Below are 25,467 nucleotides of genomic sequence, written 5' to 3'. Positions count from 1 at the left end.
CCCGAACGCGGTCGCGATACCAGAAGCATTCGAGCGCAAACGCAAGCTCTCGAAAGTCCTTAAGCGTGTGAGGTTCCCATGGCCGTCGTCTCCAAGCGTTCGCTCCTGACCGGTCTGGGCCTCGGCGGCGTCGCCAGCCTGACTGGCGTGCCGGCCAAGGCGGCGCCCAGTGCGATCCTGGTTTCTCAGCCCGTCTACACCAACGCCCCCTACCCGCAGTCGCACGCCTCGACGATCGTCGAGACCAAGGCCGGGACCCTGGCGGCGGCGTGGTTCGGCGGTACGCACGAGCGCAATCCCGACGTCGGCATCTGGTTCGCCCGCAACATCGGCGGCAAATGGCAGGAGGCCAAGGAGCTGGCCAATGGCGTCCAGCCCGACGGCAAGCCGCGCCTGCCGACCTGGAACCCGGTGCTGTTCCAGCCGCCCGGCGGCGAGCTCTTCCTGTTCTACAAGGTCGGCCCCAGTCCGCAGGACTGGTGGGGCATGGTCATGACCTCGGCCGATGACGGCAAGACCTGGAGCCAGCCCAAGCGCCTGCCCGACGGCATCCTGGGCCCGATCAAGAACAAGCCCGTGACGCTGAAGAGCGGCGCCTGGCTGTCGCCCGTCAGCGTCGAGCAGTCCGAGGGCGTCACCAAGGCCGACGGCGGCGGCTGGAGCCTCTATTTCGAACGCAGCGAGGACGGCGGGAAGACCTGGACCAAGACCGACCTCGTCCCCTCGCCGCTGAAGGTCGACGCCATCCAACCCAGTATCCTGTTCCACGCCGACGGATCGCTGGAGGCCGTGGCCCGCACCCGCCAGGGCGCCCTGGCCCAGACCTGGTCGAAGGACGACGGCAAGACCTGGAGCCCGCTGGCCGCCATCGACCTGCCCAATCCCAATTCCGGCACCGACGCGGTAACCCTGGCCGATGGCCGGCAGATGATCGTCTACAACCATTCGGGCCACCGGGCGGCCACGCCTGGCAAGGGTCCGCGGGTCCCGCTGAATGTGGCCCTGTCGGACGACGGCGTCAGCTGGCGCGAAGTGCTGACGCTGGAGACCGAGGTCGTGCCGGATGGCTATGCCTATCCCGCCGTGATCCAGGCGCGGGACGGCAAGGTGCACATCACCTACACCGTCAACCGGCGCGGCATCCGCCATGTGGTGATCGATCCGGCGCGTCTTAGCTGATTGACGGAGGCGGACGACCATGGCTCGTTCCCACCCGTGTTTTCCTAAGAGTGATCCATGGCCACCTTGATCCTGAGCGTCATCGGCAGCGACCGCCCCGGCCTTACCCAAGCGCTGGCGGGCGGGGTGCTGTCGGCCGGCGGCAACTGGCTGGAAAGCCACCTCAGCCAGTTGGGCGGCCTCTATGTCGGCTCGGTGCTGGTCGAGCTGGACGCCGATCGTGTCGAGGCCCTGCGTGAAGCCGTCAGTGCGGTCGACGCAGAGGGTCTTGAGGTCCGCATCGCGCCGACGGTCGAAGCCGCTAGCGCCCAGGGCGACGTCGTCCGCTTCAGTCTGGTCGGCGGCGACCGTCCGGGCATCGTCCACCAGGTGACCGGCGTGCTGAGCGATCTGGGCGCCAATATCGAAGCCTTCGAGACCCGGCTGAGCGTCGAGCCCCACTCCGGCGGTCCGCTGTTCCACATGGACGCCCGCCTGCGCCTGCCGCCGTCGCTGAAGGCCGAGGCCGTCCAGGCGGCGCTGGAGGCGATCTCCGGCGAGATCATGGTCGACATCTCGCTGACCCCGGCGGACTGAACCCTACGTCATTCAAAGACTTGGCCGTACCGCGCGTCGTTTCGCCGACATAGGAACGCTATCGCGCTACCCGCCGTTTGCCTTCCCGCCCCGCCCTTCGGCGCGGTTCATGAGGGAGGTCATCCGTGTACGGTGGCGAACGTCTTTCGCGCCTGGGCGCGTTCAGCCCGCAGTTTCCTGACGCAGAAGCCCTGCATCGGGGCTTGGCGCACTGGAACCACGAGCGCCTGGCGCCAACCGCGCCTTCAGATAGCTGGCGCGAAGAGCTCGACCAGGAGATCCGGATGCGCCGGATCGAAGGCGCGTTCATCGAGGCGTTTCGCGCTCATGTCGCGCCGCTGCTCGAAGATGTGCCGCAGGATGCAGATGGCTTCATCGCCTGGTTCGAGGCGCTGAAGGAACACGGCCCCGGACAATGGGACCCGCTGTTCGACTGGCTGGAAGGCGAAGCCTCGCTGGAAGACCTCAAGTGGTTCCTGACCCAGGAAGCCGCCGGTGAAGCCGGCTTCGACGATCTGGTCGCCATGACCCAGGTCAAGGTCCCCGACCGCGCCAAACTGGAACTCGCCCGCAACTACTGGGACGAGATGGGTCGCGGCAGCGCCAAGGGCATGCACGGGCCGATGCTGACCCGGACCACCGAGACCCTGGGCCTGACGCCGACCATCGACAGCACCCTTTGGCAGTCGCTGTGCCTGGCCAATGTCATGACCGCCTTCGCCACGACCCGGCGCTATGTCTGGCAGTCGATCGGCGCGCTGGGCGTGGTCGAGCTGACCGCCCCCACCCGCGTGGCCTGTGTGGATGCGGGCCTCAAGCGCAACGGCGTCTCGCCCGAGGCCCGCAAGTATTTCGCCCTGCACGCCCAGTTGGACATCGAGCACTCCAAGGCCTGGAATGCCGAGGCCCTGGTTCCGCTGGTGTCGGAGGATCCCTCGCGGGCCCGCCACATCGCCGAGGGCGCGATCATGCGTCTGATCTGCGGCGAACAGTGCTTCGACACCTACCGGGCGCACCTGTGGGCGCACACCCACCCGCTGGTCTATGCCGCGGAATAGCTAGGTCAGGGCGGAATAGATCAGCGTCTTCAGCTCCCGGCGGATGGGATAGATCCATGACGGGCTCATCTGGGTCATGAACACCATGTGCAGCTTCTCGACCGGATCGATGAAGAACGAGGTCGAGAACATCCCGCCCCAATAATATTCGCCGACCGAGCCCGGGATCATCGCGCGCGTGGGATCCTGGGTGACGGCGAAACCCAGGCCAAAGCCGGTGCCGCCGTTTTGGGTCTCGCTGAACAGCGAACGCGACAGGGTCGACAGGTCCGACTTGCCGGGCAGGTGGTTCAGGGTCATCAGCTCCAGCGTCTTGCGGCCCAACAGGCGCACGCCGTCCAGCTCTCCGCCATTGGCGCACATCTGGCAGAAGCGGTGATAGTCCAGGGTGGTCGAGACCAGGCCTCCGCCGCCCGACAGCAGCTTGGGCGGCTTGCGCCAGGCGCTTTCCTCGGCGCGATCCAGGATGCCGCGCGGCTGGTCCGGTCCTTTCCAGACCCAGCAGTCGGTCAGCCGGTCACGCTTGTCCTCTGGCACGACGAAGGCGGTGTCGTGCATCTTCAGCGGCTTGAAGATGTTCTCGGCGAAGAACTGGTCCAGCGGCATCCCCGACACGCGCTGGATCACCGCGCCCAGCACGTCGGTCGACACCGAATAGTTCCAGGCCTCGCCCGGCGAGAACTCCAGCGGCAGCTTGCCCAGCGCGCCGACGAAGCCGTCCAGGTCGAGATTGTCGTGCCAGTCCTCGATCTTGCCCTTGCGATAGGCGGCGTCGACGTTCGTACGGTTCTGGAAGCTGTACGTGAGCCCGGAGGTGTGGCGCAGCAGATCCAGCATGCGCATCGGCTCGGCCGTCGGCTTGGTCATGAACGGCGCGTCGCCGCCACCGCCAGCATGGACGCCCACGCCCTTGAACTCGGGCAGGACATGGCTGACCGGCGTATCGACCGCGACCTTGCCCTGCTCGACCAGCATCATGAAGGCGACCGAGGTGACCGGCTTGGTCATGCTGGCGATGCGGAAGAGCGAGCCTTCGTCGATCACCTTGTCCGAGCCCTCGCGCGCCCGGCCCTGGCTGCTGAAGTGGACGACCTCGCCGTCGCGGCTGATCAGGAGCTGAGCGTGCGGCAGCCTGCCCGAGTCTATGTACCGCTCCTTGAGGAACGCATCGACGAAGTTCAGTCGGCTCGCATCGAAGCCGTGCTTTTCAGGCGATTTGATCTTCATCGCGCTCTCCCCGATCTTGTTGTTTGATACAAGCGTATGGCCGCTTCGCTCCGGCGGCAAGATTTTCGTTGATCAATAATGGAATGATTGTTCAACAATCATCCAGCGATCACCCGTGGTCGCATCAAGCCCTGGGGAGGCCTACGCATGATCGAGCTTTATCACTGCCATGACGCTCGTTCGTTCCGCGCGCTGTGGGCTTTGGAAGAAATGGGCCTGCCCTATCGCCTGCACTTGCTGCCCTTCCCGCCCCGCATCCTGCAGCCCGAATACCTCGAGCAGAACCCGCTCGGCACCATCCCGCTGCTAATCGATGGCGACACGCGGATGACCGAGAGCGCCGCCATCCCGCAATATCTGGCCACGCGTCATGGCCCCTCGCCCCTAGCGGTCGATGTCGGCGAGCCGGACTATGGCCTGTGGCTGGACTGGCTGCATCGCAGCGAGGCGACCCTGACGTTCCCGCAGACCATCGTGCTGCGCTACACCCGGCTGGAGCCCGAGGAGCGCCGGCTGAAGCAGGCCGCCGACGACTACGCCCAGTGGTTCCTGTCGCGACTGCGCCACCTGACCCGGGCTCTCGCCGACCGCGAATGGCTGTGCGCCGGACGCTTCACCATGGCCGACATCTGCGTCGGTTACGCTCTGCTGCTGGCCCGCGACCTGGGCCTCGCCCACAAGTTCAGTCCCGAGGTGGCGGCCTATTGGGAGCGCCTGGCCGCGCGCCCCGGCTTCCAAGCGGCCAAGGCCGCGCAGAAGCCGGCCTAGGCCTTCAGCGCCGCGTCGATCGCCGTCCGGAAGGCCTTGGCCACCGGGAGCACCAGCTCGCCCGACACGCAACGCATGTCGTCGCCCGCGGTGTGGAAGAAGCGGTGACCACCATAGAGGCCGATCGCCGACGGGTAGCCGGCCTCGATCACGTTCACCAGCTCGCCGCCGGCATTGGCCTTGTTGGCCTCATAGACCGCTTCCAGGCCGTTCAGCCCCTTGAAGGCGGCTTTCGTCGGCGCGAGCAGGTCCGGCGTGGCGGTCAGCACCCGCTGGCTATCGGCGCTGGGCAGAGGCCGCAGCGTCGCCAGCTCGTGCCAGTCCCGCGCGGCCGCGCTGGCGCCGATGTGGCACCACAGCTTGGTGTCGGCAGGCTTGGGCGCGTGATGCTCAAGGTACTCTTCGCCGCCCAGATAGATGTATTCGTGGCCGCTGGTGGCGACGAACTCTAGGTTCACGCCGGCCTTGGCCGCCGCCAGGGCGTGGGCCAGCGACAGCCACACCGCCACCCCGGCCCCGCGCTCGGCGGCGCAGGTGAACCAGCCCGAGCGCGGCGTCGTGACGATCATGGTCTTGGCCGCGCCGCGATCCAGGCGAGCGATCAGGTTGTAGGCCGGCCGGCGACCGACCTCGGCGTCGACCGTGAGGGTCACGGTCGCGCCGGCCTTGGCGGCGGCGACGAACGGCTCGGCGTCCTTGGGGGCCAGAAGGACGACCGGCTTCTGGAAGCCGGGCTGCGACGGGCTGACGTTCAGGCCGATCACCTCGCCCGTGGGGCCGGTGGTGACGACCACCGCCGCCGCCGCGCCGCGATCGAACGCGTCCTTGAGCGCCGCGCCAATAGCCGGCTGAGCCATGCTGACCCAGCGGCTGAACGGCAGCACGACCAGGGCGATGGCCCCGCCCAGGCTGCCGCCCGCGCCGGCCGGCTTGAGCGGCAGGGTCAGGCCGTCCGCGCCGGTCGTCTTGACGATCGCCTGCGGGGAGACGGTCGCCGCCTTGTCGCCGACGACCAGGGTCGCCTTGCGGACCTCGGCATAAGGCACGTCGAACGCCTGCCGCTCGCAACGATAGCCGAGGGCGCTCAGATCCCCCTCCAGCCATGCGCCGCTGGCCGCATCCCCCGCACCGCCCGAGGCTTTCACCCCAAAGCCGGCGAAGCGCTCCAGCACGGCCTGGAACCAGGCCGCGTCCTGTGACGGAGCGACCGGAGCCGCCTTCGCCTGAGACGCCGCCGCGAGCACGCCCGCCCCCACCAGAAGATCCCGCCGCGACGCCTTCATGCCGATCTCCTTACCAACGATAGGTGATGTTGGCGCCGATGGTCCGGGGCGCATTGTACCGGTTGGCCAACGGCGCGCCGGCGTTCTGGAACTGCAGGAGCGCGATGGTCTTGTCCGTCAGGTTCTGGACGAACACCGCCGCCTGGACCTTGCCGATGTCGACCCCGGCCCGCAGGCTGATCAGGTCGACTGGTCGCAAGTAGATCGCCGGCGTCGCCACCGTCACCGTATCCTGCACCCCGCCGTCCTGGCCATTGTAGGTGACATTGCCAAAGCCAGTGATGGTCTGGGTGATGCGGTGGCGGTAGTCGATCGTCGTCGAGGCCGTCCATTTCGGGATCTGGGCAACCGACGAGCCGACGACCGGCAGGCCCGAATAGTTGTTTGGCGTCTCGACATAACGGGCCCGCTGGCGGGCGCCGTTGACGCTGACGCTGAGCAGGCCATCGGCCACGTGGAAACGGCCGTCGATCGCGGCCGAGATCCCGCGCGCGTGGACCGTGCCGCCGTTGATGTTGAAGATCGTCCCGGCCTTCTGGCAGGCGTTCAGCACCGTGCAGCCATCGGTGATCGACGTGATCGCGTCATCCGTCGTCGAGCGATAGGTCGCCAGCCTCAGATAGATGTTGTGCGCCAGGTTGCCCTTGAAGCCGACCTCGTAACTGGTCGTGTCCTCGTTGTCGTAGGTCGAGCGGAACGGGTTCGGCGCGGCCGGCGAAGAGGTCCGGGCGTTGACGCCGCCGGCGCGATAGCCGGTGCCGACCTTGGCATAGACCAGCGACTGCATCGCCCCAGGGATCTTGTAGCTGGCCGTAAGGGTGTAGTTCACCCGCTCGGAGCCGAACACATAGGCCGCGCGCGGCGAGGCCGCCGTGCTGGTGTAGAGCAGCACCGTCTCCTGGCTGGCCTTCTTCTTGTCGTGCGAATAGCGCAGCTCGCCGGCGAAGGTGAAGCCGCCGGTGTGGTAGCGGACCAGGCCATAGCCCGACACCGACTCGTTGCGCAGCGGCGCGCGGGCCGAGGTCCCGAAGGCGGCCGGGAACACCGCTGGACAGGCCGTCGAGGTTGGGGTCGGCAGATAGCACTGCGGCTGGTTGGGCGTGCCCGTGCAGATGCCGGCGTTCAAGCGGAACGTACAGGGCGAGGTCGCCGAGTCCGTGCCGTTCAGGTCATGCTGCAGCAGGTAGTCCGCGCCCGCCAGCCAGTCCAGGTCGCCGCTCAGCGCCTGCCCGGCCAGGTGGAAGTCCTGGTAGAAGGTGCGGTCCTTGGCCACCGTCGAGGTCTGGCCAAAGGGATAAAGGCCCAGCTGGCCGCTGCGCTGCAGCTCGGACTCCTTGGCGAAGTCGATCGCCGCCGCGTAGTTCTGCCGCGAGATCCAGTGGGTGGCCATGGTGGTCGAGGTCAGCTTGCCCCAACCCAGGTCGTAGTCGGCCAGGATCATGGCCCGCTGCGCCTGCTGGTGGACGCCGTCCTTGCCATCGTGCGGGACCACGAAGCGGTCCTGGGTCAGGCCCTGCGGGATCGCGGCGTTGACGCCCGGCGGCAGCACATAGGTGTTGAGGAAGGTCGGCAGGTTCAGGTCCTGGGCGTCGACCAGGAAGTCGATGTCCAGCGGGCCTTTGCGGTAGCGGACTTGTCCCCGGAAGATCCAGCCGTCGGTGTGGTCGTAGTACTTGTTGCTGTTGGGATTGTAGAAGAAGCCCTTGCCCTGGGAGATGCCCTGGACGCCGACGCGGACGGCGACCTCGTCATTGACCTTCTCGTTGATGACGGCGGTCAGCTTGGTCTGCTGCAGGTCGCCCGTGTAGTTGGCGCTGATATAGCCGCTGTCGTTGAACTTCGGCTTGGCCGAGATGATGTTGACGACGCCGTATTCGGAGTTGCGGCCGTACAGCGCGCCCTGCGGGCCTTCCAGCACCTCGACCCGTTCCAGGTCGAAGAAGTCCATGTGGCGGAAGTTGCGGCCGCCTAGGGTGCTGGAGCCCACATAGGCGCCATTGACGAACAGGCCGACCCCTGAGTCCGCGCCGGTGGCGCGCTGGGTGCCCGAGCCCCGGATCGAGATCTCGCTGAGATTGTTGGACTGCAGGTCGTTGAACCGCACGCCCGGCATGGTGCGCAGCAGGTCACCAGTGCTGGTGGTCGGCCCCATGGCCTCGAGCTGCTCGGCAGTCACGGCCGAGATCGTCGCCGGAACGTCCTTGAGGCTCTCTTCCTTGCGCTGAGCCGTGACGACGATCTCCTCGATCGCCAGGATGGTGTCAGGCCCCTTGGCCGCGGTCTGGGCCGCTGCCGAAGACGCAACCGCGAGCGAAATTGACGCCACGGATAAAAACAGGTGTCGCATACCCCCCTCCTTCTGACGCTTTTGTGCGCCGTTGATAAAAAGGATACACAGACCGTATGACGATGCTAGACAGATTGCTGAACAATATTCTCTCGATCGCTGATCCGAATTTCTATCAATGTCGTAGGGATTGATCCAGTCCCCGCTTTCCGGAACCCTGTTGAATCGCCAAGATGATCGTCACCGTTATCGCCGAGGCCCCAGTCTCCATGCCTGAACCCCAAGAGCCGCCGAGCGCCGTCGATCTCGCGGCCTCGTTGCGTCGCCAGATCCAGGACGACGTCATCTCTCCGGGCGAGTGGCTGCGCGAGGCGCGGATCTGCAACGAGTTCGGCGTCGGCCGCTCGATCGCCCGCAAGGCGCTGCGCATCCTGGCCGACGACGGCCTGGTGGTGATCGAGGAGAACCGCGGGGCCTATGTCGCCGCCACGACCGTGCAGGAGGTGTTCGACCTCTACGAGGTGCGCGCCGCCCTCTATGGCTGCGCCGCCCGCTTCGCCTGCATCCGCGCCACGCCCAAGCAGATGGGCGAGACGCTGGAGCTGGTCGACACCCTGCTGACGGCCTCCGAAAGCGGCGCCTCGGCCGAGGACCTCATCCACCAGAGCGAGGTGATCTTCAGCCGCCTGGCCAGCGTCTCCAGCGCCGACGCCCAGCGAATGATCGAGTCGATCCGCCGCAAGACCCGCTGGCATTATTCCTATGTCAGCCTGGCCGAGAGCGCCGGCGGCGCGCCGTTCAACCACTGGCGCGTGGTGCGCGCGGGCCTGGCCAAGCGCGACGGCGCCGTGGCCGCCGAGGGCGCGCGCAACATCCTCTACCACATGCAGAACGAGGCCATGCGGCTGATGATCTCGCGCGGCTACGGCCTGATGCCGGCCGACGACATCCGGCCCGCGCCGGCGCGCAAGGCCTGAGAGGAAACCGACATGTCGTTCGCGATCTCACGTCGATGCCTGCTGGCCGGCGCAGGCGCCCTGGCGGCCTCGCCGGCCCTGGCCTCACCAGATCTCCAGCCGGTGCTGGACTACGTGCAAAGCCAGCGGACCACAGGCTTCCTGATCGTCCAGGACCGCAAGACCCTGGTCGAGAAGAACTGGCCCTTGCCCGCCGACGCCAATGACTTCCGCGCGGCCTTCACCTACGGGACCGCGCCGGATGGTTCGCTGCTGGAGGATGTCGCCTCGCAGCAGAAGAGCTTCGTGGCCATGCTGGTGGTCGTGGCAATCGACAAGGGCTTGATCGACGTCGACAAGCCGGTCTCGGACTATGTCGGCAAGGGTTGGTCCAAGGCCTCGCCCGAGCAGGAGCAGGCGATCCGTGTGATCCACCTGCTGACCATGTCGTCGGGCCTGAACGAGGGCTTTGCCTTCGTGGCCCCGCCTGGCGACCGGTTCTTCTACAACACCCCCGTCTATGCGGTGACCAAGCGCTTGGTCGCCGCCGCCGCCAAGGCCTCGCTGGAGACGATCACCCGCGACTGGCTGACGGCTCCGGCCGGCATGGCCGATACCGCCTGGCGACAACGTCCGGCCGCCCTGGGCAATGTCGGCAACGCCACGGGCCTGGTGACCACGCCGCGCGACATCGCGACCTTCGGCCAGATCGTGCTGGACGGCGGCGAGGCCAAGGACGGCCGCCGCATCGTCTCGGAGAAGGCGCTCAAGTCGCTGTTCGAGCGCTCGGCGACCAATCCGTCGTACGGCCGCCTGTGGTGGCTGAACGGCGGATCCGAGACCATCAGGAGCGGCGGGGTCCGCACGCCGGGCCAGCTGATCCCCGCCGCCCCGGCCGATCTGGTCGCGGCGCTCGGCTTCATGGATCGGCGGCTCTATGTCGTGCCCAGGCGCAAGCTGATCGTCGTCCGCACGGGCCAGGCGGCGCTGGACAAGGACTTCGACCAGCAGCTGTGGCTGCGCCTGGCCGAGGCGCTCGGCTAGCGTTTCGCTCGCCTGGCCAGCATCGCGGTGCTGGCCAGCGACACCAGGCACATGGCGGCCATGTAGATCGCGATCGACAGGCTGGAGTGGAAACGCTCGAACAGCGCCGTGGCGATGATCGGCGCGAAACCGCCGCCGAACACCGAGCCGATCTGGTAGCCCAGCGACGCGCCGGAATAGCGGACCTCGACCGGGAAGAGCTCGGCGAACAGCGCCGCCTGGGGTCCGTACATCAGACTGATCAGCACCAGGGCCACGGTGATCGCCACCGTAATGGCCACAGGCGAACCCGTGTCGATCAGCGGGAACATGGCGAAGGCCCACAGGCCGCACAGCACCGCGCCGGCCATGAAGATGCCGCGCCGACCGTAACGGTCCGAGGCAGCGCCACAGGCGACCAGCACAGGGACCATCACCACGCTGCCGATCATCACCGCCGACAGCATGGTCTCCTTGGAGACCCCGACGCTGGTCGCGCCATAGGCCACCGCATAGGTGATGGCGACGTAGAAGCAGGTGTTGTTGGCTACGAAGGCGCCGCCAGCCAGCAGGACGTCGCCCAGGTGATCCTTCAGTATCCGCACCAGCGGCGGGGCCTTGGGTCCGGCCTCAGCCTTGGCGGTTTCGAAGGTCTCGGGCTCCTCCAGCGCGAACTGCACGTAAAGGCCGATCATCACCAGGGCCACGCTCAGCAGGAACGGAACGCGCCAGCCCCAGTCCAGGAAATGGTCCGCCGGCAGCAGCACGCCCGCCAGCAGGAAGACGACATTGGCCAGCACCACGCCCAGCGGCACGCCGATCTGCACGAAGCTGCCGAAGAAGCCCTGCCTGCCCGGCGGCGCGCTCTCGATCGCCAGCAGCGCCGCCCCGCCCCACTGCCCGCCCACGGCCAGGCCCTGGACGAAGCGCAGGATGACCAGCAGCAGCGGCGCCCAGGCGCCCGCCGTCGCGTAGGTCGGCAGCAGACCCACGCAGGTCGTGGCCGCGCCCATGATCAGCAGAGCGACGGCCAGAGCCTTCTTGCGGCCGAACAGGTCGCCGAAGTGGCCAAACAGCAGGCCACCGATCGGCCGGGCCAGGAACCCGACCGCGAAGGTGCTGAACGCCGCGATCTGGGCCACGAACGGCGGCAGGTCGGCGGGGAAGAACAGCTTGGGGAACACCAGCGCCGCGGCGGTCCCGTAGATGAAGAAGTCGTACCACTCGATCGCCGCGCCGGCCGAAGCCGTCACGGCGATCTTGATGATCGACGAGCCCGAAGGCGGCCTTTTGCGGGCCATGGTTCTCTCCCCCGCGCGCTCTGTCGGCGCGCTATCCGATCAAAGGACTTCGAACAGCCCCGCCGCGCCCATGCCGCCGCCGACGCACATGGTGACGACGACGTGCTTGGCGCCCCGCCGCTTGCCTTCCAGCAGGGCGTGGCCGGTCAGGCGCGCGCCCGACATGCCATAGGGGTGACCCATGGCGATGGCGCCGCCGTTGACGTTCAGCAGCTCGTCCGGGATGCCCAGATGGTCGCGGCAATAGACGACCTGGCAGGCGAAGGCCTCGTTCAGCTCCCACAGGCCGATGTCGTCGATCGATAGGTCGAAGCGCTCCAGCAGCTTCGGGATCGCGAAGACTGGGCCGATGCCCATCTCGTCCGGCTTGGTCCCGGCGACGGCCATGCCGACATAGCGGCCCAAGGGCGAGAGGCCGCGCTTCTCGGCCAGGCCCGCCTCCATGACCACGCAGGCCGAGGCGCCGTCCGAGAGCTGGCTGGCGTTGCCCGCCGTGACCACGCCGCCCGGCCGTACAGTCTTCAGCGCCGCCAAGCCTTCCAACGTGGTCTCGGGCCGAACGCCTTCGTCGCGGTCCAGGGTGACCTGGCGATGCGAGACTTCCTGGGTGGCCTTGTCGACCACCTTCATGGTCGCCGTCATCGGCACGAGCTCAGCGTCGAAGCGGCCGGTCTGCTGTGCCGCGGCGGCGCGGTACTGCGAGGCCGCCGAATAGACGTCACAGGCCTCGCGCGTGATCCCGTAGCGGGTCGCGACCGTCTCGGCCGTGTCCAGCATCGGCATGTAGGCGTCGGGGTGCAGGGCCAGCAGGCCGGGATCCTGGTCGACGCGAAGTTCCGGCGTCTGGACCAGCGAGATCGACTCCACGCCGCCGGCCACGATCACGTCCATGCGGTCGACGATGATCTGCTTGGCTGCCGTGGCGATGGTCATCAGGCCCGAAGAGCACTGGCGGTCCATGGTCATGCCCGGCACGGTGACCGGCAGCCCGGCCCGCAGCGCCGCCGTGCGGCCGATGGTCTGCTGATAGCCCTGCGGCAGCGAGCAGCCGAGGATGCAGTCCTCGACCTCGCCCGGATCAACGCCGGCGCGCTCGACCGCGTGGGTCAGGGCATGGGCGGCCAGGGTCGGCGACGGGGTGTCGTTGAAGGCCCCGCGATAGGCGCGGCCGATCGGCGTGCGCGCCGTAGAGACGATGACGGCCTGACGCATCACGCGCGGCCTCCCGCGACCTTGCTCATCAGCCCGGCGCTGGCGACTTCGCGCTCGGCCTGGGTGAAGCCATAGGCCGGCACGATCTCTCCCGCGCGGTCGGCGACGCCATCCCACTGGCGGATCACCTGCTCGCCCGCATCCGAACCGCCGCCGACATAACGGCCCTCGGTCAGGGTGACGTGGGCGGTGGCGAAGTGGCCGGCGCCGGCGCACAGGATGGCGCGGGTCGGCGCATCGTCGGCGACCAGGGCCAGCAGGCCTGGGCTGACCAAGGCAGGGTTCAGGCGCTGCAGGCTCTCTTCCGAGAGTACGCCCTCGGTCATGCCCGTGGCGGCCGTCGGGGCCAGGCAGTTGACCCGCACATTGTACTTCTCGCCCTCGATGGCCAGGGTCTGCATCAGGCCCACCAGCGCCATCTTGGCCGCGCCATAGTTGGCCTGGCCGAAGTTGCCGTACAGGCCCGAGGACGAGGTCGTCATGACGATACGGCCATAGCCCTGCTCGCGCATGATCCCCCAGACAGCCTTGGCGCAGACCGCCGCGCCCATCAGGTGCACGTCGACCACCAGGCGGAAGTCGTCCAGGCTCATCTTGGCGAAGGTCTTGTCGCGCAGGATGCCGGCATTGCTGATCAGGATGTCGACCCGGCCCCAGCGGGCCACGACCTGCTCGACCATCTGCGCCACCGCCGCCTCGTCGGTGACCGAGGCCGCCACGCCGATCGCCGCGCCGCCCAGGGTCGCGATCTCGGCGGCGACGCGGTCGGCCGCCTCCTGCGCCAGATCGTTGACGACCACCTTGGCGCCCTGGCTGGCCAGGTACAGCGCGTGGGCGCGGCCCAGGCCGCCGCCAGCCCCAGTGACGATGGCGACACGTCCTTCGAGCAACATGGAAATCCCCTTCTCGTTTCGCGAACCCAGGTTCGCACAATTCTTCACTAACTCGACAGTGAATATTGTTGACGGAACACTGCCTGGCGGAGACGCCGGCTCTAGACCGGCGCCCCCTTGCGGCCGCACACCGACAGGAACCCGGCGGCCATGAACGCGGCCATCCTTTCCTTCACGGCGTGGAAGTCGTCCGACCGGCAGACCCCGCCCGACAGCTTGTCGATCCGCCCCGTCCTGGCCAGGGTCAGCATCAGCGCCCCGGTGACGAAGTGGTAGCCCCAGAAGATGTCTGCCTCCGCGCAGTCTGGCAGAGCCCGCTTCAAGAGGTCGATTAAGCGCAGCACGACAGGATCGAAGTGCTGGTCCATCAGGTCCGCGCCCCACTCGGGCGTGTTGGCCACCTGGGCGCCGAGGGCGGCGTAGTTCTTCCAGCCCTCCCCGCCCTCGATGTAGAGGTCCAGATCGGTGTCGAGGAAGGCGCGCAAGGCCCCCTCCACCGTCGGCTTGCCCGCGCAGGTCGTCTCATAGTCTTCCAGCGCCCGCATCCGCCGCTCGCTGGTGATCACCGCCCGCCGCGCGAAGACCGCGTCGAACAGGGTCTTCTTGTCGTCGAAGTAGTAGTTCATCAGCGTGTGGTGCACGCCCACCATCTTGGCGACGTCTTTCAGCGTGACGCCGTGCAGCCCGTGCTTGGAGAACAGGTATTCGGCCGCGTCGAGGATCTGCTCCATCTTCTCGGCGCGCTGTTCGGCCTTGGTGTTGGGACGACGCGGGGCTGCGGCTTCGGGCACTTGGACTTCCATTTGTTGCGGACCGGCTGGGCGTCAGCCCGCGCCGTATTCCGTCCTCAGCCGAATTTTGTCGATCTTCCCGGTCGACGCCAGAGGCATGCGATCCAGGCGGAAGACCGCGTCCGGGATCCACCAGCTGGCCACCCGGCCTTTCAGCGAGGCCAACAGGATCTCGTCACTGACCTCGCCTTGCGTCTCGACCAGCAGGATCGGCCGCTCGCCCCACTTGGGATGGGTGCGGCCGATCACGGCGGCCAGGGACACTTCCGGCAGAGCGCAGACCACGGCCTCGATCTCGGCCGGATTGATCCACTCGCCGCCGGACTTGATCAGATCCTTGGCGCGACCGGTGATGATCAGATTGCCCTCGACGTCGATGCGCGCCAGGTCGCCGGTCGCGAACCAGCCGTCGGCGTCGGTCGCGGAGGTCTCGAAGCCGAAATAGCGCTCGATCACCGAGGTCCCGCGCACCCGCAGATGGCCCTCGACGTCGCGCTGCTGGGCCAAGGCCACGCCGTCTGCGTCGGTCAGCAGGAGATCGACACCCACGGCCGGACGGCCTGACACCGCCGCCTCAGCCGGGGCGCTGAGCGGCGCGAGCGTGCCGCAGGGCGACAGCTCGGTCATGCCCCAGCTGGTCTGGACGCGGACGCCCAGGCGCTGCTCGATGCGCTCCATCAGGGCCGGCGGCATCGGCGCGCCGCCGACGATGATGCGCTTCAGCGACGGCAGGGTTTGGCCGGTCGCTTCCAGGTGTTCGATCAGGCCAATCCAGACGGTCGGCACGCCCACGCAGACCGTGACGTTCTCTGCGGCGATCAGGCGCGCCAAGCTGGCGCCGTCGGCATTGCGCCCCGGCAGGACCAGCTTGGCCCCGACCGCCGGCGCCGCGAACGGCAGGCCCCAGGCGTTGGCGTGGAACATCGGCACCACCGCCAGCACCGCATCCGCGCCCGAGATCGCCATGCCGTCCACCTGCAGCACCCGCAGTGTGTGCAGGTAGCTGGAGCGGTGAGTGTAGGTCACGCCCTTGGGCGCGCCGGTGGTGCCCGAGGTGAAGCACAGGCCGCACGGCGCGGTCTCGTCGAACTGGCCCCACACCGCGTGGCGGGTCTCGGCGTCGACCAGCGGCGCCAGCGTCTGGCCCTCGACCGCCTCGCCGTCGATGACCAGCAGCCGCGTCACGCCGGGCGCCGCGTCCATGATCTTGCGGGCCAGCGGCGCCAGGTCGGCCGAGGCGATCAGGATGTCGGCCTCCGACTGCACCACCATCGAGGCCAGCTGTTCGGCGGTCAGGCGCGGGTTCAGCGTGTGGCAGACCGCGCCCATGCCCATGATCGCGAACCAGACCTCGACATGGTCCTGGCTGTTCCAAGCCAGGGTCGCGACCCGGCTGCCGGTCTTCACGCCCATGCCTTCGAGCACCGACGAGACCCGCAGGGCGCGGTCGCGCAGGCCGGCATAGCCGATGCGGTCGATCCGCCCGTCCTCGCGGGCCGTCACTACCTCCCCGTTCGGTCGCCACTTGGCGGCGTGGTCCAGGAACTTTTCGAGCGTCAGGGCGAAGGCCTGCATCTCGCCGTCAATCATCGACACTGGGTCACTCCAGGGGGAAGTGGGGGCGAGACCACGCCGACGTTCCAGATCCAGGGCGTGTCGCCCTGGGCGCGGCGTCGGCACATCACGGCCTCGTTGAGTTCGTACATGCCCGGGCGCAGGTGCGCGCCAGGCTGGGGACCGTCGGCGAAGGTCATGTAGGCGCGCGCGGTCCCGTAAGGTTTCCAGGCGGGCTCGCCGGCCGCCTTGGGAGCGCCGTCACGAGCGAACGAGGTCCAGTAACCGATCATCGCCGCCGACAGCTTGGCCTCGGCCGGCGTGTCGGGGTTCTTGGGCCAGGCGGGCGGCGTCTTGTCGGGCGTGCCGAAGACATAGGGCAGCTCGCTCGCGTGGAAGCCGTGCAGGCCTGCCGCCTCGGCCGCCGGATAGCTGTGGTCAAAATAGTAGAGATAGCCCGGCGACCCGGCCGCCGTCTGCTTGGCGACCAGCCGCTCGGACGTCCAGCCATAGAGCGCGTCGCGCGGCGCGAGCAGCACGCTCTCGGGAACATCCGTGGACGGATAGAGCTTCAGGAAGTCGTCCGCGAGATCGCCGTAGCGGGCGCGGATCTCCTTCTCGTAGGCGACCGCGTCGGCCGGCGCCGGCGGAGCCAGGAACCGCAGCGAACGGATCTCGCCGCTGTTGAAGCCGGCCAGGATCGGCACATGCGCCTGCTCGCCGGCGTCGAACGCATCGACCAACTGCTTGGGCAGGATCTTTCCGTCGACCGCGCCGAAGGTCTGGAAGCCGGCCATCAGGGCCGAGGTCGTGATCGTCTCGGCGTCCACGGCCCGAAGTTCGGCCAGGCTCTTGGCGCCCAGCTTGGCGCCGGTGGCCGCGCCCATGGTCTCGGCCGGGATGTGGCCGAACTTCGGGTCGCGCAGCTGCGGGGTCGAGACCATGTAGGCGCTTTGGGCGATGGCCTTGTGGAACAGCCCGCGCGCCGGCGGCGAGGCCATCAGGTACATGACGCTGAGCGCCCCGGCGGACTCGCCGGCGATGGTGACATTGGCCGGATCGCCCCCGAAGGCGGCGATGTTGGTCTGCACCCACTTCAAAGCCGCGATCTGGTCCAGCAGGCCGTAGTTGCCCGAGACGTGGTCGGGCGACTCCGCGCTGAGCTCCGGGTGAGCCATGTAGCCCAGCACGCCCAGGCGGTAGTTGATCGAGACGACCACCACGCCCTGCTTGGCCAGGGCCGCGCCGTCGTACATGCCCTCGGCGCTGGAGCCGGCGATCAGCGAGCCCCCGTGGATCCAGACCAGCACCGGAGCCTTCTTGGCCTTGTCCGGCGCCCAGACGTTCAGCGACAGGCAGTCCTCGCTGAACGCCTTCAGCGGCGAGGCGTAGATGCTGCCCGGACGCGGCTTGGGCTGCAGGCAGGCCGGGCCGAAGTCGAGCGCGTCGCGCACGCCGGTCCAGGCCGGCGCGGCGACCGGGGGCTTCCAGCGCAGCGCGCCGACGGGCGGCGCCGCGTACGGGATGCCTTTGAACACCTGGAGACCGCTCGCCTCGACGCCACGAACGGCGCCGGCGGGGGCTTTGACGACGGGCTCGGCATAGACGGCCGGCGCGAGCGCCATGACCGCCAGGACCGAAACGAGAAGACGCTTGCTCATCGCCCGCCCCTAGAACGCATAGCCCAGCCGCACCCCGGCCGTGCGCGGCCGCATGGTCGCGAACCGGCTGGCGAGGAAGGCCTCGGGGTGGACATAGGTGATCGAGTGGTCGTCGAAGAGGTTCTCGACATAGGCCCCGATCGTGGTCTGGCCCATGGCCACGGCGAAGGTGGCGTTGACGTTCTGGTACGAGTCCGTGAAGCCGTAGGTCGGGCTGGTCACGGTCGGCTGGCCCGGCACGTGCGGGAACGAGCCCGGATACGAGCCGACATGCTGCAGCGAGACCGACAGGTTGGCCTTGGCCTTCGCCGTCAGGTCCCAGCCGTAGTTGACGAACAGCGAGCCCTGCACCTTGGGCGAGGCCAGCCGCGCGCCGGCAACCGCGCCCGAGATCGCCGCCTCGGCCGGGGTGAGCTCGGTGACCTTGGCCTCGTTCAGCGAGCCGTTCAGGCCGATGGTCAGCCCCTTGGCCGGAAAGGCCAGCAGCTCCAGCTCGATGCCCTTGCTGCGCGCCGCGCCGATGTTGGTGGCGAACTGGACGCTGTCGGAGACGCGGTTGGCCTGGACCTGGATGTTGCTCCAGTCGATCAGGTAGACGGCGACATTGGCCGAGACCAGGCCATTCAGGAACCGTCCCTTGGCCCCCAGCTCGTAGTTCACGAGATCGTCCGACGAGGCCCCGTTCGGGATGATCAGGTCGCTCGGATTGACCGTGCTGGCCCGGCCCGCGAAGGCGTTGATCACCGGGGTGCGGAAGCCGGTCGAGACCGTGGCGTAGGTCGTCAGGGCCGATGACGGCTTGTACGACAGGCTGACCTTGAACGACGGCTTGCTGCCGGTCGCCTTCACGCCGGTGGCCGCCGTGATCGGGGTCAGGGCCAACGGCCCCCGGATTCCTAGCAGGGCGTAGGTCAAGTAGGCGCTGTTATAGCCGCCGGCCTCGGTGAAGCCTTGGCTGTCGACCTTGCCGTAGCGGATGCCGCCGGTGGCCCACACCTTGTCGCTGAAGCGATAGGTCAGCTGACCGAACGCCGCCTTCTCGTGCGACAGGAAGTGGGTGTACTGGCGCTGATAGTACTCGTCCGGCAGGCCGGTGATGCCGTGCGCGGTCAGGTAGGCCGGGTTGGAGCGGTAGAAGTAATCCACGTCCAGCCGGCGATCCATGTAGAAGCCGCCGACCACCCAGTCGATCTTGCCGCCCGGATCGGACGCCAGCCGCGCCTCCTCGACGAAGGTCTTCTGGAAGCCGCCGGCGTCCAGCGCGAAGGCCACGCCCCCGCCGAAGGTGCCGGCCAGGTCGACGAAGAACTTCTGGTCGAACTTCGAATAGGTCGACGAGCTGGTCAGGCGCGCGCCGTCGAACTGGTAGTCGATCGTGACGTTGTGGGTGCGCAGCTTGCCGACGAACAGGTCGGGCCGGTCCGAGATCCGCTTCTCACGGCCCAGGGCCGGGCTGATCATCGACGAGTCCTTGGGATTGCTGTCCTCGTACGAGAACAGCGCCTTCACCGTCAGGCGGTCGTTGGGCTTCCACATCAGGTTCGCGCGGCCGCCCCAGTCGACCAGGGTGTTGGAGTTGTGGACCTTGGTGCCGACGTTATCGAGATAGCCTTCCTCGTGCCGGTAGAAGCCGACCACGCGCAGCGCCAGCTTGTCCTCGATGATCGGCAGGTTGACCATGCCGTTGTAGCGCTGGCGCAGCGAGTCCGAGCCCGTCAGGCCGACGTCGACCAGGGCCGCACCCTCGCGGCTGGAAAGGTTCGGCGCCTTGTTCAGGATCCGCAGCGCGCCCGACAGCGAGCCCGAGCCGAACAGCGTGCCCTGCGGACCACGCAGGAACTCCACCCGCTCGACGTCGAACAGGTTGGGATCCAGCACCGTGGTGTTGCCGATGGTCGAGATCGGCAGCTCGTCAATATAGACGGCGACCGTGCTCTGCAGGTTGGCGCCGTAGCCGTTGGTGGCGATACCGCGGGCGGTGAAATTGTTGAAATTGGCGGTGGCGCGGTTCAGCACGACGCCCGGCGTCTGGCGGGCCAGGCCCTCGAAGCCGACGATGCCCTTGGCGGTCAGCTCCTTCTGGTCGAAGGCGGTGACGCTGAGCGGCACGTCCTGCAGCTTCTCGGGACGGCGGGTCGAGGTGACGATGACTTCCCCCACCAGATCGGCGTCCTTGCGGTCGCCCCTCCCCTGATCCGCGCCGGCCGTCTGGGCCAGCACCGGTATTGACGAAAACGCGACGAGCGCGACGGCGCACGCCGACGCAAGCAGCCCAGACTTCATGGCGTTCACTCCCCAGTGAGCGTCGATCGTTTGCGTCGACGTTGTGGGATTTACGGTGGCGGCGAACCGCGCCGCTGTCAACACTCACTCACACGCGTGTGAATATTGACGAGCGGTCGGGATTGAGGTCATCCTCCACCCAAGCAAAGCTCGAGAACGGGCAGCTGGGAGGAAACCCTTGAACGACCTCGAGCGCGATGGCGCCGCGGTTCTATCCGCGCGTCCAGACCACCCTCACCCCACTCCGGATCGCCGCGCCTGGCTGGTGCTGGGCATGCTGTGGTTCGTCTATGTCCTGAACTTCCTGGACCGGCAGCTGATGTCGATCCTGGCCAAGCCGATCCAGGACACGCTGCACGTCTCCGATAGTCAGCTGGGGCTGATCGGCGGGCTCTATTTCGCGATGTTCTACTGCTTCATCGCCATCCCGGTCGGCTGGCTGGCCGACCGCACCAACCGCGTGGCGGTGCTGAGCCTAGCCTGCGGGATCTGGAGCGCGGCGACGGTGGCCTGCGGCCTGTCGCGCAGCTATGGCGAGTTCGCCTTCGCGCGGATGAGCGTCGGCTTCGGCGAGGCCGGCGGCGTACCGCCCTCTTACGCCATCATCACCGACTACTTCCCACCGGGCCGGCGTGGCACGGCGCTGGGCATCTACAATCTGGGCCCGCCAGTCGGGGCGGCGCTGGGCATCGCCTTCGGCGCGGCCATCGCCGCGGCCTTCAACTGGCGCTACGCCTTCATCATCCTGGGCGTCGTCGGCGTCATCGCCGCCGCCGTCCTGCCGCTGATCGTCAAGGAGCCCAAGCGCGGCGGCCTGGACGGCGCGGGCCTCAAGCTCGAGAAGGCTGGCTTCTGGTCGACGCTGCGGATGTTCTTCTCGCGTCCGACCCTGGTGCTGGCCTCGCTGGGCAGCGGCGCGACCCAGTTCGTGACCTATGGCCTGGGCAACTTCACCACCCTGTTCCTGATGCGCGAGAAGGGCATGACGCTCAGCGAAGTCGCCGTGTGGTACGCCCTGGTGGTCGGCATCGGCATGAGCGGCGGCATCTACATCTCGGGACGGGTCATCGACCGCTTCGCGCGCAAGTCCAAGACGGTCTATGCCCTGGCCCCGGTGATCTCGCTGACCCTGGCGATCCCGTTCTATTTGGGCTTCGTCTGGGCCCCGACCTGGCCTCTGGCGCTGGCGTTCCTGATCGGCCCGACCTTCCTGAACTACTTCTACCTGTCGTCGGCGGTGGCGCTGGTCCAGGAGGAGGTGCGGCCCGAGCAGCGCGTGATGTCCGGCGCCCTGCTGCTGCTGGTCATGAACTTCATCGGCCTGGGCCTTGGCCCGACCTATGTTGGCGCCGCCAGCGACTTCTTCAAAGCCAGCCATCCACACAATTCGTTGCAGATGGCGCTCTACACGCTGACGCCGTTCTACGTGCTGGCGATCGGCCTGTTCCTGTGGCTGGCCCGGATCTTCGCCAAGGCCGAGAAGGCCTAAGCCTTCATCTAGGCTTTTAGGGCGATGAACCCGGCGGCCATGAAGCGGGCGATCCGCTTCTTGATCGCCGGGAAGTCGTCCGAGTGGCACAGGCCGCTGGACAGCCGGTCGATCCGGCCCGTCCGCGCCAGTGTGTTCATCAGGGCGCCCGACACGAAGTGGTAGCCCCAGAAGATCTCCTCGTCGGCATAGTCCGGCAGGGCGCGCTTGAGGATGCCGACCAGCTTCAGGACCACCGGGTCGAAGTGCTCGTCCATCAGCGCCGCGCCCTCGGGCGTGTTGCTGACGCGGGCGCAGAAAGCGGCGTAGTTCATCCAGTGCTCGCCGCCCTCCCAGTAGAGGTCGAGGTCCGTATCGAGGAAGGCGTGCAGCGCACCCTCGACGGTCGGCTTGTCGCCCGCCACTAGCTCGTACTGCTCCAGGGCGATCATCCGCCGGCCGGACGTGACCCCGGCCCGCCGCGCGAACACGGCCTCGAACAGGTTGGTCTTGTCCTTGAAGTAGTAGTTCAGCAGCGTGGTGTGGATGCCGACGCGCACGGCGACGTCGCGCAGCGTCACGCCATAGAGACCGTTCTGCGAGAACAGGTACTCGGCCGCGTCCAGGATCTGCTCCAGGCTCTGGGCGCGCTGCTCGGCCTTGGTGCGCCGCCCCTTGCCCTGCTCCGCCGTCGCTCCCGCCAAGCCGTCCTCCTGGTCATTCCGTACGCCGCGTAGTCGGGGCGCGGCGCGCTCGTGTCAATCGTTCCCATAGCGGCAACCACCCCATCCGGGGCCTACGACCAAATGGTCGAACAATGATCATTGACGCCGTAACGGCGATGCTACAACACTCACTCTTGTGAGAATGAGCGTTAAGAGACTCATTCAACGGGAGGGTTCGCCACATGAAAATCGGGCTATCCGGCGCGTCGGGCGTCGCGCTGCTCATCGGGATCGCGGGCTTCGGCGCGCCTGCCTGGTCTCAGGATCAATCGACCCAAGTCGAAGAGATCGTCGTCACCGGCTCCAACATCCGGGGCTCGGCGCTCGACGCCGCCCTCCCCGTCGAGGTCTATTCGCAGGCGGATCTGGAGAAGCAGGGCTCGCCCACGGCGCTGGAGTTCGCCAAGAGCCTGACCATCTCGGGCCCGACGACCGGCGAGAGCTACTATTTCGGCGGTCCGGCCCTGGTCGGCTCGGTGAACTACAATCTGCGGGGCCTCGGGGCGGACAAGACGCTGACCCTGCTGAACGGCCGGCGGATGAACCAGAACACCGCCAATATCCCGTCGATCGCCCTGGCCCGCACCGAGGTGCTGAAGGACGGCGCGGCGGTGATCTATGGCGCGGACGCCACCGGCGGCGTCGTCAACTTTATCACCCTGGACCACTATGTCGGCCTGCAGGCCCAGGCCCAGTACAAGCACATCAAGGGCTCGAAGGGCGACTATTCGGTCGGCGTGATGGGCGGCATCGGCGCGGACCGCGTCAACCTGCTGGTCTCGGCCGAGTACGAACATCGCTCGCGCCTGAACACCCTGGAGCGGAAGTTCACCGAGGCCTCGCTGAACCCGGTGACCGGCTACAACCCCGCGCCGTGGTCGACCCTGACCAACCTGACCGGCTGGCAGCCTCGCGGGCCCCTGCCCGCCACGCCCACCGCCACCGACGTCGGCGAATGGGGTCCGAACCTGGGCGGCATCGTCTCGGACTTCACGCCCGCCAGCTGCGCGGCCGTGGGCGGTCGCTACGACAACGCCTTCACCTGCGCCTACAACTACATTCCCTACTACCGGCTGGTGGAGAACCAAGACACCTACCGCCTCTACGCGCAGCTGAAGGCGCAGATCACCGACACGATGAAGTTCCATCTGGACGCCTCGTACGGCCGGGTGAACCTGCCGCAGGTGATGGGCTCGCCGGCCCAACCGGTGTCGCGCGGTCCGGCCCTGACGACGGGCGCGGTCAACCAGTTCTACGTGCCGATCAGCAATCCATTCGCGGCCGAGTTCGCGGCGAAGAACGGCATCGTCGGCGCCTCGGGCTTCACGCCGATCACCTACCGTTTGTTCGGCCACGGGGGTAACCCCTACTACTCCGGCGGCGACGGCTTCGGTGTGGCCGACCGCATCGACAACAAGGTCTGGCGCATCTCGGCCGGGCTGACCGGCGACCTGGGCGACCTCGCGCCGTTCGCCAAGCAGGTCGGCTACGACTTCGCCCTGACCTATAACGACGCCTACAACTACAACACTCACGCCGACACGATCGGCTATCGCCTGCAGGAAGCCATGAACGGCTTCGGCGGTCCCAAGTGCCAGGCCGTGGACCTGGATCCCAGCCGCTTCGGCACCCAGAACGCGGCCGCCGCCGGCAAGAACGGCTGCCAGTACTGGAACCCCTTCTCCAGCTCGTTCAAGGGCCAGCCGGTCCGGGGCCTGGCCAATCCCAACTATGTCGCGGGCAAGGAGAACCCCGAGGACCTGGCCCTGTGGATGTTCGACCCGCGCGCGGTCGAAACCCTGAGCCACAACTTCACCGCCGACCTGGTGTTCAACGGCCGCTCGGGGATCAAGCTGCCCGGCGGCGAGATCGGCTGGGCCCTGGGCGCCCAGTACCGCTCGCTGTCCAACCGTGTGAACGTGCCCAGCGCGTTTAACAACGGCTCGATCCAGTGCGAGTGGCCCAGCAACACCACCAGCGCCAATGGCGCGGGCTCGGGCAATCTCAGCCCCACGCCGACCCCGACCACCAGCGCCAACTTCCGAGGCTGTACGCCCGACGCGCCTGGTCCGTTCGTGCTGTTCGCCCCGACCCTGCCCAGCCAGGCCGAGCAGAGCCAGTACTCGCTGTTCGGCGAGCTGCAGGTGCCGCTGTTCTCGAACGTCGACATCCAGCTGGCCGCCCGCCGCGAGCGTTTCTCCAACGACCTGGGCGCCACGGTCTACAAGGTGTCGGGCAAGTGGAACGTCTGGGGTCCCCTGACCTTCCGCGCCTCGTACGGCACCAACTACCAAACCCCGCCCCTGGGCGTGACGCCGGGCGCCATCACGGTGGCCGCGCGCACCTACACGGTGGCGGCCAGCAACTGGCTGGCGGCGCAGTTCATCACCGACGCCAACCTCAAGCCCGAGACCGCCAGGACCTCGAACATCGGCGCGATCTGGCAGAGCCGAGGCCTGGCCGACGATCACAGCTTCCGCCTGATCGTCGACTATTTCGACATCAAGACGCGGGACCAGATCGGCCAGGTCGCCGACCCGAACCAGATCGCCAGCCTGGTGTTCAACGGCGCGGGCGGCACGATCACCACCTGCGACGCGACCAAGCAGCCGCTGCTGGCCCGCATCTCGTTCAACAACGGCTGCACGGTCGGCATGAGCGGCGTCGGGACCTTCTCGGCCGTCTCCACCCGCTATGGCAACGGCCCCGGCCAGACGACCAAGGGCTTCGACATCCAGGCCAAGTACGGCCTGCCGCTTGGTCCGGGTGATCTGGACGTCAACCTCACCGCCACCCGGGTGACCGAGCTGCGCACCGGCCCTACCACTCTGGACGGCGTGACCATCTCGACCGGTGACAACCGCCTAGGCACGCTGAACTTCGCCACCTTCGCCCAGGCCGCGCCCAAGTGGCGCGCCAACCTTGGCGTCAACTACGGCCTGGGTAACCAGAACTTCCGTCTGGGCGTGAACTTCGTCTCGGCGGTCAAGGACGAGCGGGTCGGCGTGCAGTACGGCGAGAACGGCGAAAAGTGGATCACCACCGACTTCACCTATCGCCTGCAGCTGGGTGACGACATGGCCCTGACGGCGACGGTCGCCAACATCTTCGACCGCGATCCGCCGCCCGCGCAGGAGGAGTTCGGCTACGACCCGTGGACCGGCAACCCGCTGGGCCGGACCATCGAGATCGGCGTCAAGAAGGCGTTCTAAGGTCTACCTC

At 67.7% G+C, this 25,467-nt stretch carries 19 protein-coding genes; 8 read left to right on the top strand and 11 right to left on the bottom strand.

The annotated features are described in order from the left end of the window. The first annotated feature begins 78 nt into the window (after positions 1–78). The 3 genes from AC1RR5_RS26225 to AC1RR5_RS26215 all read left to right on the top strand — a co-directional run bounded on the left by AC1RR5_RS26225 (position 79) and on the right by AC1RR5_RS26215 (position 2,813). Positions 79–1,179: a sialidase family protein gene (locus AC1RR5_RS26225; RefSeq protein WP_492926627.1), complete on the top strand. Its 1,101-nt coding sequence runs from the start codon at positions 79–81 to the stop codon at positions 1,177–1,179. Positions 1,180–1,236: 57 nt separating this feature from the next. After that, entirely contained in the window at positions 1,237–1,755 is a 519-nt protein-coding gene (locus tag AC1RR5_RS26220; protein ID WP_492926625.1) for a glycine cleavage system transcriptional repressor, read from the top strand. Positions 1,756–1,880: 125 nt separating this feature from the next. Beyond that, on the top strand, positions 1,881–2,813 hold the full coding sequence (locus AC1RR5_RS26215; protein WP_492926623.1) for an iron-containing redox enzyme family protein: 933 nt from the start codon (positions 1,881–1,883) through the stop codon (positions 2,811–2,813). Here AC1RR5_RS26215 and AC1RR5_RS26210 read toward each other — a convergent pair whose 3' ends face one another. Beyond that, a complete protein-coding gene (locus tag AC1RR5_RS26210; protein WP_492926621.1) occupies positions 2,814–4,040 on the bottom strand; it encodes a serine hydrolase domain-containing protein in 1,227 nt (408 codons plus the stop codon). Between the two features lie 147 nt (positions 4,041–4,187). Here AC1RR5_RS26210 and AC1RR5_RS26205 point away from each other — a divergent pair, with 147 nt between their 5' ends. Then, a complete protein-coding gene (locus tag AC1RR5_RS26205; protein ID WP_492926619.1) occupies positions 4,188–4,808 on the top strand; it encodes a glutathione S-transferase family protein in 621 nt (206 codons plus the stop codon). On the opposite strand, the gene AC1RR5_RS26200 is transcribed toward AC1RR5_RS26205, so the two are convergent. Further along, positions 4,805–6,091, bottom strand: a complete 1,287-nt coding sequence (locus AC1RR5_RS26200) for a protease-associated domain-containing protein (protein WP_492926617.1) — start codon at positions 6,089–6,091, stop codon at positions 4,805–4,807. The genes AC1RR5_RS26205 and AC1RR5_RS26200 overlap by 4 nt on opposite strands. A gap of 10 nt (positions 6,092–6,101) precedes the next feature. Beyond that, entirely contained in the window at positions 6,102–8,438 is a 2,337-nt protein-coding gene (locus AC1RR5_RS26195) for a TonB-dependent receptor (protein WP_492926615.1), read from the bottom strand. A gap of 173 nt (positions 8,439–8,611) precedes the next feature. Here AC1RR5_RS26195 and AC1RR5_RS26190 point away from each other — a divergent pair, with 173 nt between their 5' ends. Together AC1RR5_RS26190 and AC1RR5_RS26185 are read left to right on the top strand one after the other, a co-directional pair. Further along, positions 8,612–9,355 (top strand): GntR family transcriptional regulator, encoded by a 744-nt coding sequence (locus AC1RR5_RS26190; protein WP_492926613.1) that lies wholly within the window; start codon positions 8,612–8,614, stop codon positions 9,353–9,355. A gap of 12 nt (positions 9,356–9,367) precedes the next feature. After that, positions 9,368–10,378: a serine hydrolase domain-containing protein gene (locus AC1RR5_RS26185; protein ID WP_492926611.1), complete on the top strand. Its 1,011-nt coding sequence runs from the start codon at positions 9,368–9,370 to the stop codon at positions 10,376–10,378. Here the strand turns inward: AC1RR5_RS26185 and AC1RR5_RS26180 are convergent. The 7 genes from AC1RR5_RS26180 to AC1RR5_RS26150 form a co-directional block, all read right to left on the bottom strand. Further along, positions 10,375–11,658, bottom strand: coding sequence for an MFS transporter (locus AC1RR5_RS26180; RefSeq protein ID WP_492926609.1), 1,284 nt, complete (start codon positions 11,656–11,658; stop codon positions 10,375–10,377). The two genes, AC1RR5_RS26185 and AC1RR5_RS26180, sit on opposite strands and share 4 nt — an antisense overlap. 39 nt (positions 11,659–11,697) lie before the next feature. Next, positions 11,698–12,870: an acetyl-CoA C-acyltransferase gene (locus AC1RR5_RS26175; RefSeq protein ID WP_492926607.1), complete on the bottom strand. Its 1,173-nt coding sequence runs from the start codon at positions 12,868–12,870 to the stop codon at positions 11,698–11,700. Continuing rightward, entirely contained in the window at positions 12,870–13,763 is an 894-nt protein-coding gene (locus AC1RR5_RS26170; protein ID WP_492926605.1) for an SDR family NAD(P)-dependent oxidoreductase, read from the bottom strand. Before AC1RR5_RS26170 ends, AC1RR5_RS26175 begins: the two co-directional genes overlap by 1 nt. A 101-nt stretch (positions 13,764–13,864) precedes the next feature. After that, entirely contained in the window at positions 13,865–14,566 is a 702-nt protein-coding gene (locus tag AC1RR5_RS26165; RefSeq protein ID WP_492926603.1) for a TetR/AcrR family transcriptional regulator, read from the bottom strand. A 21-nt stretch (positions 14,567–14,587) separates the two neighbouring features. Next, positions 14,588–16,144: an AMP-binding protein gene (locus AC1RR5_RS26160; protein WP_492926721.1), complete on the bottom strand. Its 1,557-nt coding sequence runs from the start codon at positions 16,142–16,144 to the stop codon at positions 14,588–14,590. After that, positions 16,141–17,769 carry a carboxylesterase/lipase family protein gene (locus tag AC1RR5_RS26155; protein ID WP_492926601.1) on the bottom strand — a complete coding sequence of 543 codons (1,629 nt, stop codon included), beginning with the start codon at positions 17,767–17,769 and terminating at the stop codon, positions 16,141–16,143. Before AC1RR5_RS26155 ends, AC1RR5_RS26160 begins: the two co-directional genes overlap by 4 nt. Before the next feature lie 9 nt (positions 17,770–17,778). After that, positions 17,779–20,052 carry a TonB-dependent receptor gene (locus AC1RR5_RS26150; protein ID WP_492926599.1) on the bottom strand — a complete coding sequence of 758 codons (2,274 nt, stop codon included), beginning with the start codon at positions 20,050–20,052 and terminating at the stop codon, positions 17,779–17,781. A gap of 178 nt (positions 20,053–20,230) precedes the next feature. Between AC1RR5_RS26150 and AC1RR5_RS26145 the strand changes: the two genes are divergently transcribed. Then, positions 20,231–21,541, top strand: a complete 1,311-nt coding sequence (locus tag AC1RR5_RS26145) for a spinster family MFS transporter (protein WP_492926597.1) — start codon at positions 20,231–20,233, stop codon at positions 21,539–21,541. Positions 21,542–21,549: 8 nt separating this feature from the next. Here the strand turns inward: AC1RR5_RS26145 and AC1RR5_RS26140 are convergent, their stop codons facing one another. Next, the gene (locus AC1RR5_RS26140) at positions 21,550–22,224 is read right to left on the bottom strand and encodes a TetR/AcrR family transcriptional regulator (RefSeq protein ID WP_492926595.1); all 675 of its coding nucleotides are present in this window, start codon (positions 22,222–22,224) and stop codon (positions 21,550–21,552) included. 203 nt (positions 22,225–22,427) lie between these two features. Between AC1RR5_RS26140 and AC1RR5_RS26135 the strand changes: the two genes are divergently transcribed. Next, positions 22,428–25,457, top strand: coding sequence for a TonB-dependent receptor domain-containing protein (locus AC1RR5_RS26135; protein ID WP_492926593.1), 3,030 nt, complete (start codon positions 22,428–22,430; stop codon positions 25,455–25,457). Positions 25,458–25,467 lie beyond the last annotated feature (10 nt).

It is taken from the genome of Caulobacter sp. GW821-FHT11E11 (assembly GCF_058808315.1).
The sequence above is the reverse complement of the archived record's forward strand: the minus strand, read 5'-3'. Positions and strand labels throughout refer to the sequence as shown.

Bases quoted from the DNA above. Each gene is read 5' to 3' on its own strand.
- AC1RR5_RS26220 (WP_492926625.1), top strand. From the start codon at position 1,237: ATGGCCACCTTGATCCTGAGCGTCATCGGCAGCGACCGCCCCGGCCTT.
- AC1RR5_RS26150 (WP_492926599.1), bottom strand. From the start codon at position 20,052: ATGAAGTCTGGGCTGCTTGCGTCGGCGTGCGCCGTCGCGCTCGTCGCG.
- AC1RR5_RS26175 (WP_492926607.1), bottom strand. From the start codon at position 12,870: ATGCGTCAGGCCGTCATCGTCTCTACGGCGCGCACGCCGATCGGCCGC.
- AC1RR5_RS26205 (WP_492926619.1), top strand. From the start codon at position 4,188: ATGATCGAGCTTTATCACTGCCATGACGCTCGTTCGTTCCGCGCGCTG.
- AC1RR5_RS26200 (WP_492926617.1), bottom strand. From the start codon at position 6,091: ATGAAGGCGTCGCGGCGGGATCTTCTGGTGGGGGCGGGCGTGCTCGCG.
- AC1RR5_RS26180 (WP_492926609.1), bottom strand. From the start codon at position 11,658: ATGGCCCGCAAAAGGCCGCCTTCGGGCTCGTCGATCATCAAGATCGCC.
- AC1RR5_RS26210 (WP_492926621.1), bottom strand. From the start codon at position 4,040: ATGAAGATCAAATCGCCTGAAAAGCACGGCTTCGATGCGAGCCGACTG.
- AC1RR5_RS26160 (WP_492926721.1), bottom strand. From the start codon at position 16,144: ATGATTGACGGCGAGATGCAGGCCTTCGCCCTGACGCTCGAAAAGTTC.
- AC1RR5_RS26165 (WP_492926603.1), bottom strand. From the start codon at position 14,566: ATGGAAGTCCAAGTGCCCGAAGCCGCAGCCCCGCGTCGTCCCAACACC.
- AC1RR5_RS26195 (WP_492926615.1), bottom strand. From the start codon at position 8,438: ATGCGACACCTGTTTTTATCCGTGGCGTCAATTTCGCTCGCGGTTGCG.
- AC1RR5_RS26170 (WP_492926605.1), bottom strand. From the start codon at position 13,763: ATGTTGCTCGAAGGACGTGTCGCCATCGTCACTGGGGCTGGCGGCGGC.
- AC1RR5_RS26225 (WP_492926627.1), top strand. From the start codon at position 79: ATGGCCGTCGTCTCCAAGCGTTCGCTCCTGACCGGTCTGGGCCTCGGC.
- AC1RR5_RS26190 (WP_492926613.1), top strand. From the start codon at position 8,612: ATGATCGTCACCGTTATCGCCGAGGCCCCAGTCTCCATGCCTGAACCC.
- AC1RR5_RS26135 (WP_492926593.1), top strand. From the start codon at position 22,428: ATGAAAATCGGGCTATCCGGCGCGTCGGGCGTCGCGCTGCTCATCGGG.
- AC1RR5_RS26155 (WP_492926601.1), bottom strand. From the start codon at position 17,769: ATGAGCAAGCGTCTTCTCGTTTCGGTCCTGGCGGTCATGGCGCTCGCG.
- AC1RR5_RS26185 (WP_492926611.1), top strand. From the start codon at position 9,368: ATGTCGTTCGCGATCTCACGTCGATGCCTGCTGGCCGGCGCAGGCGCC.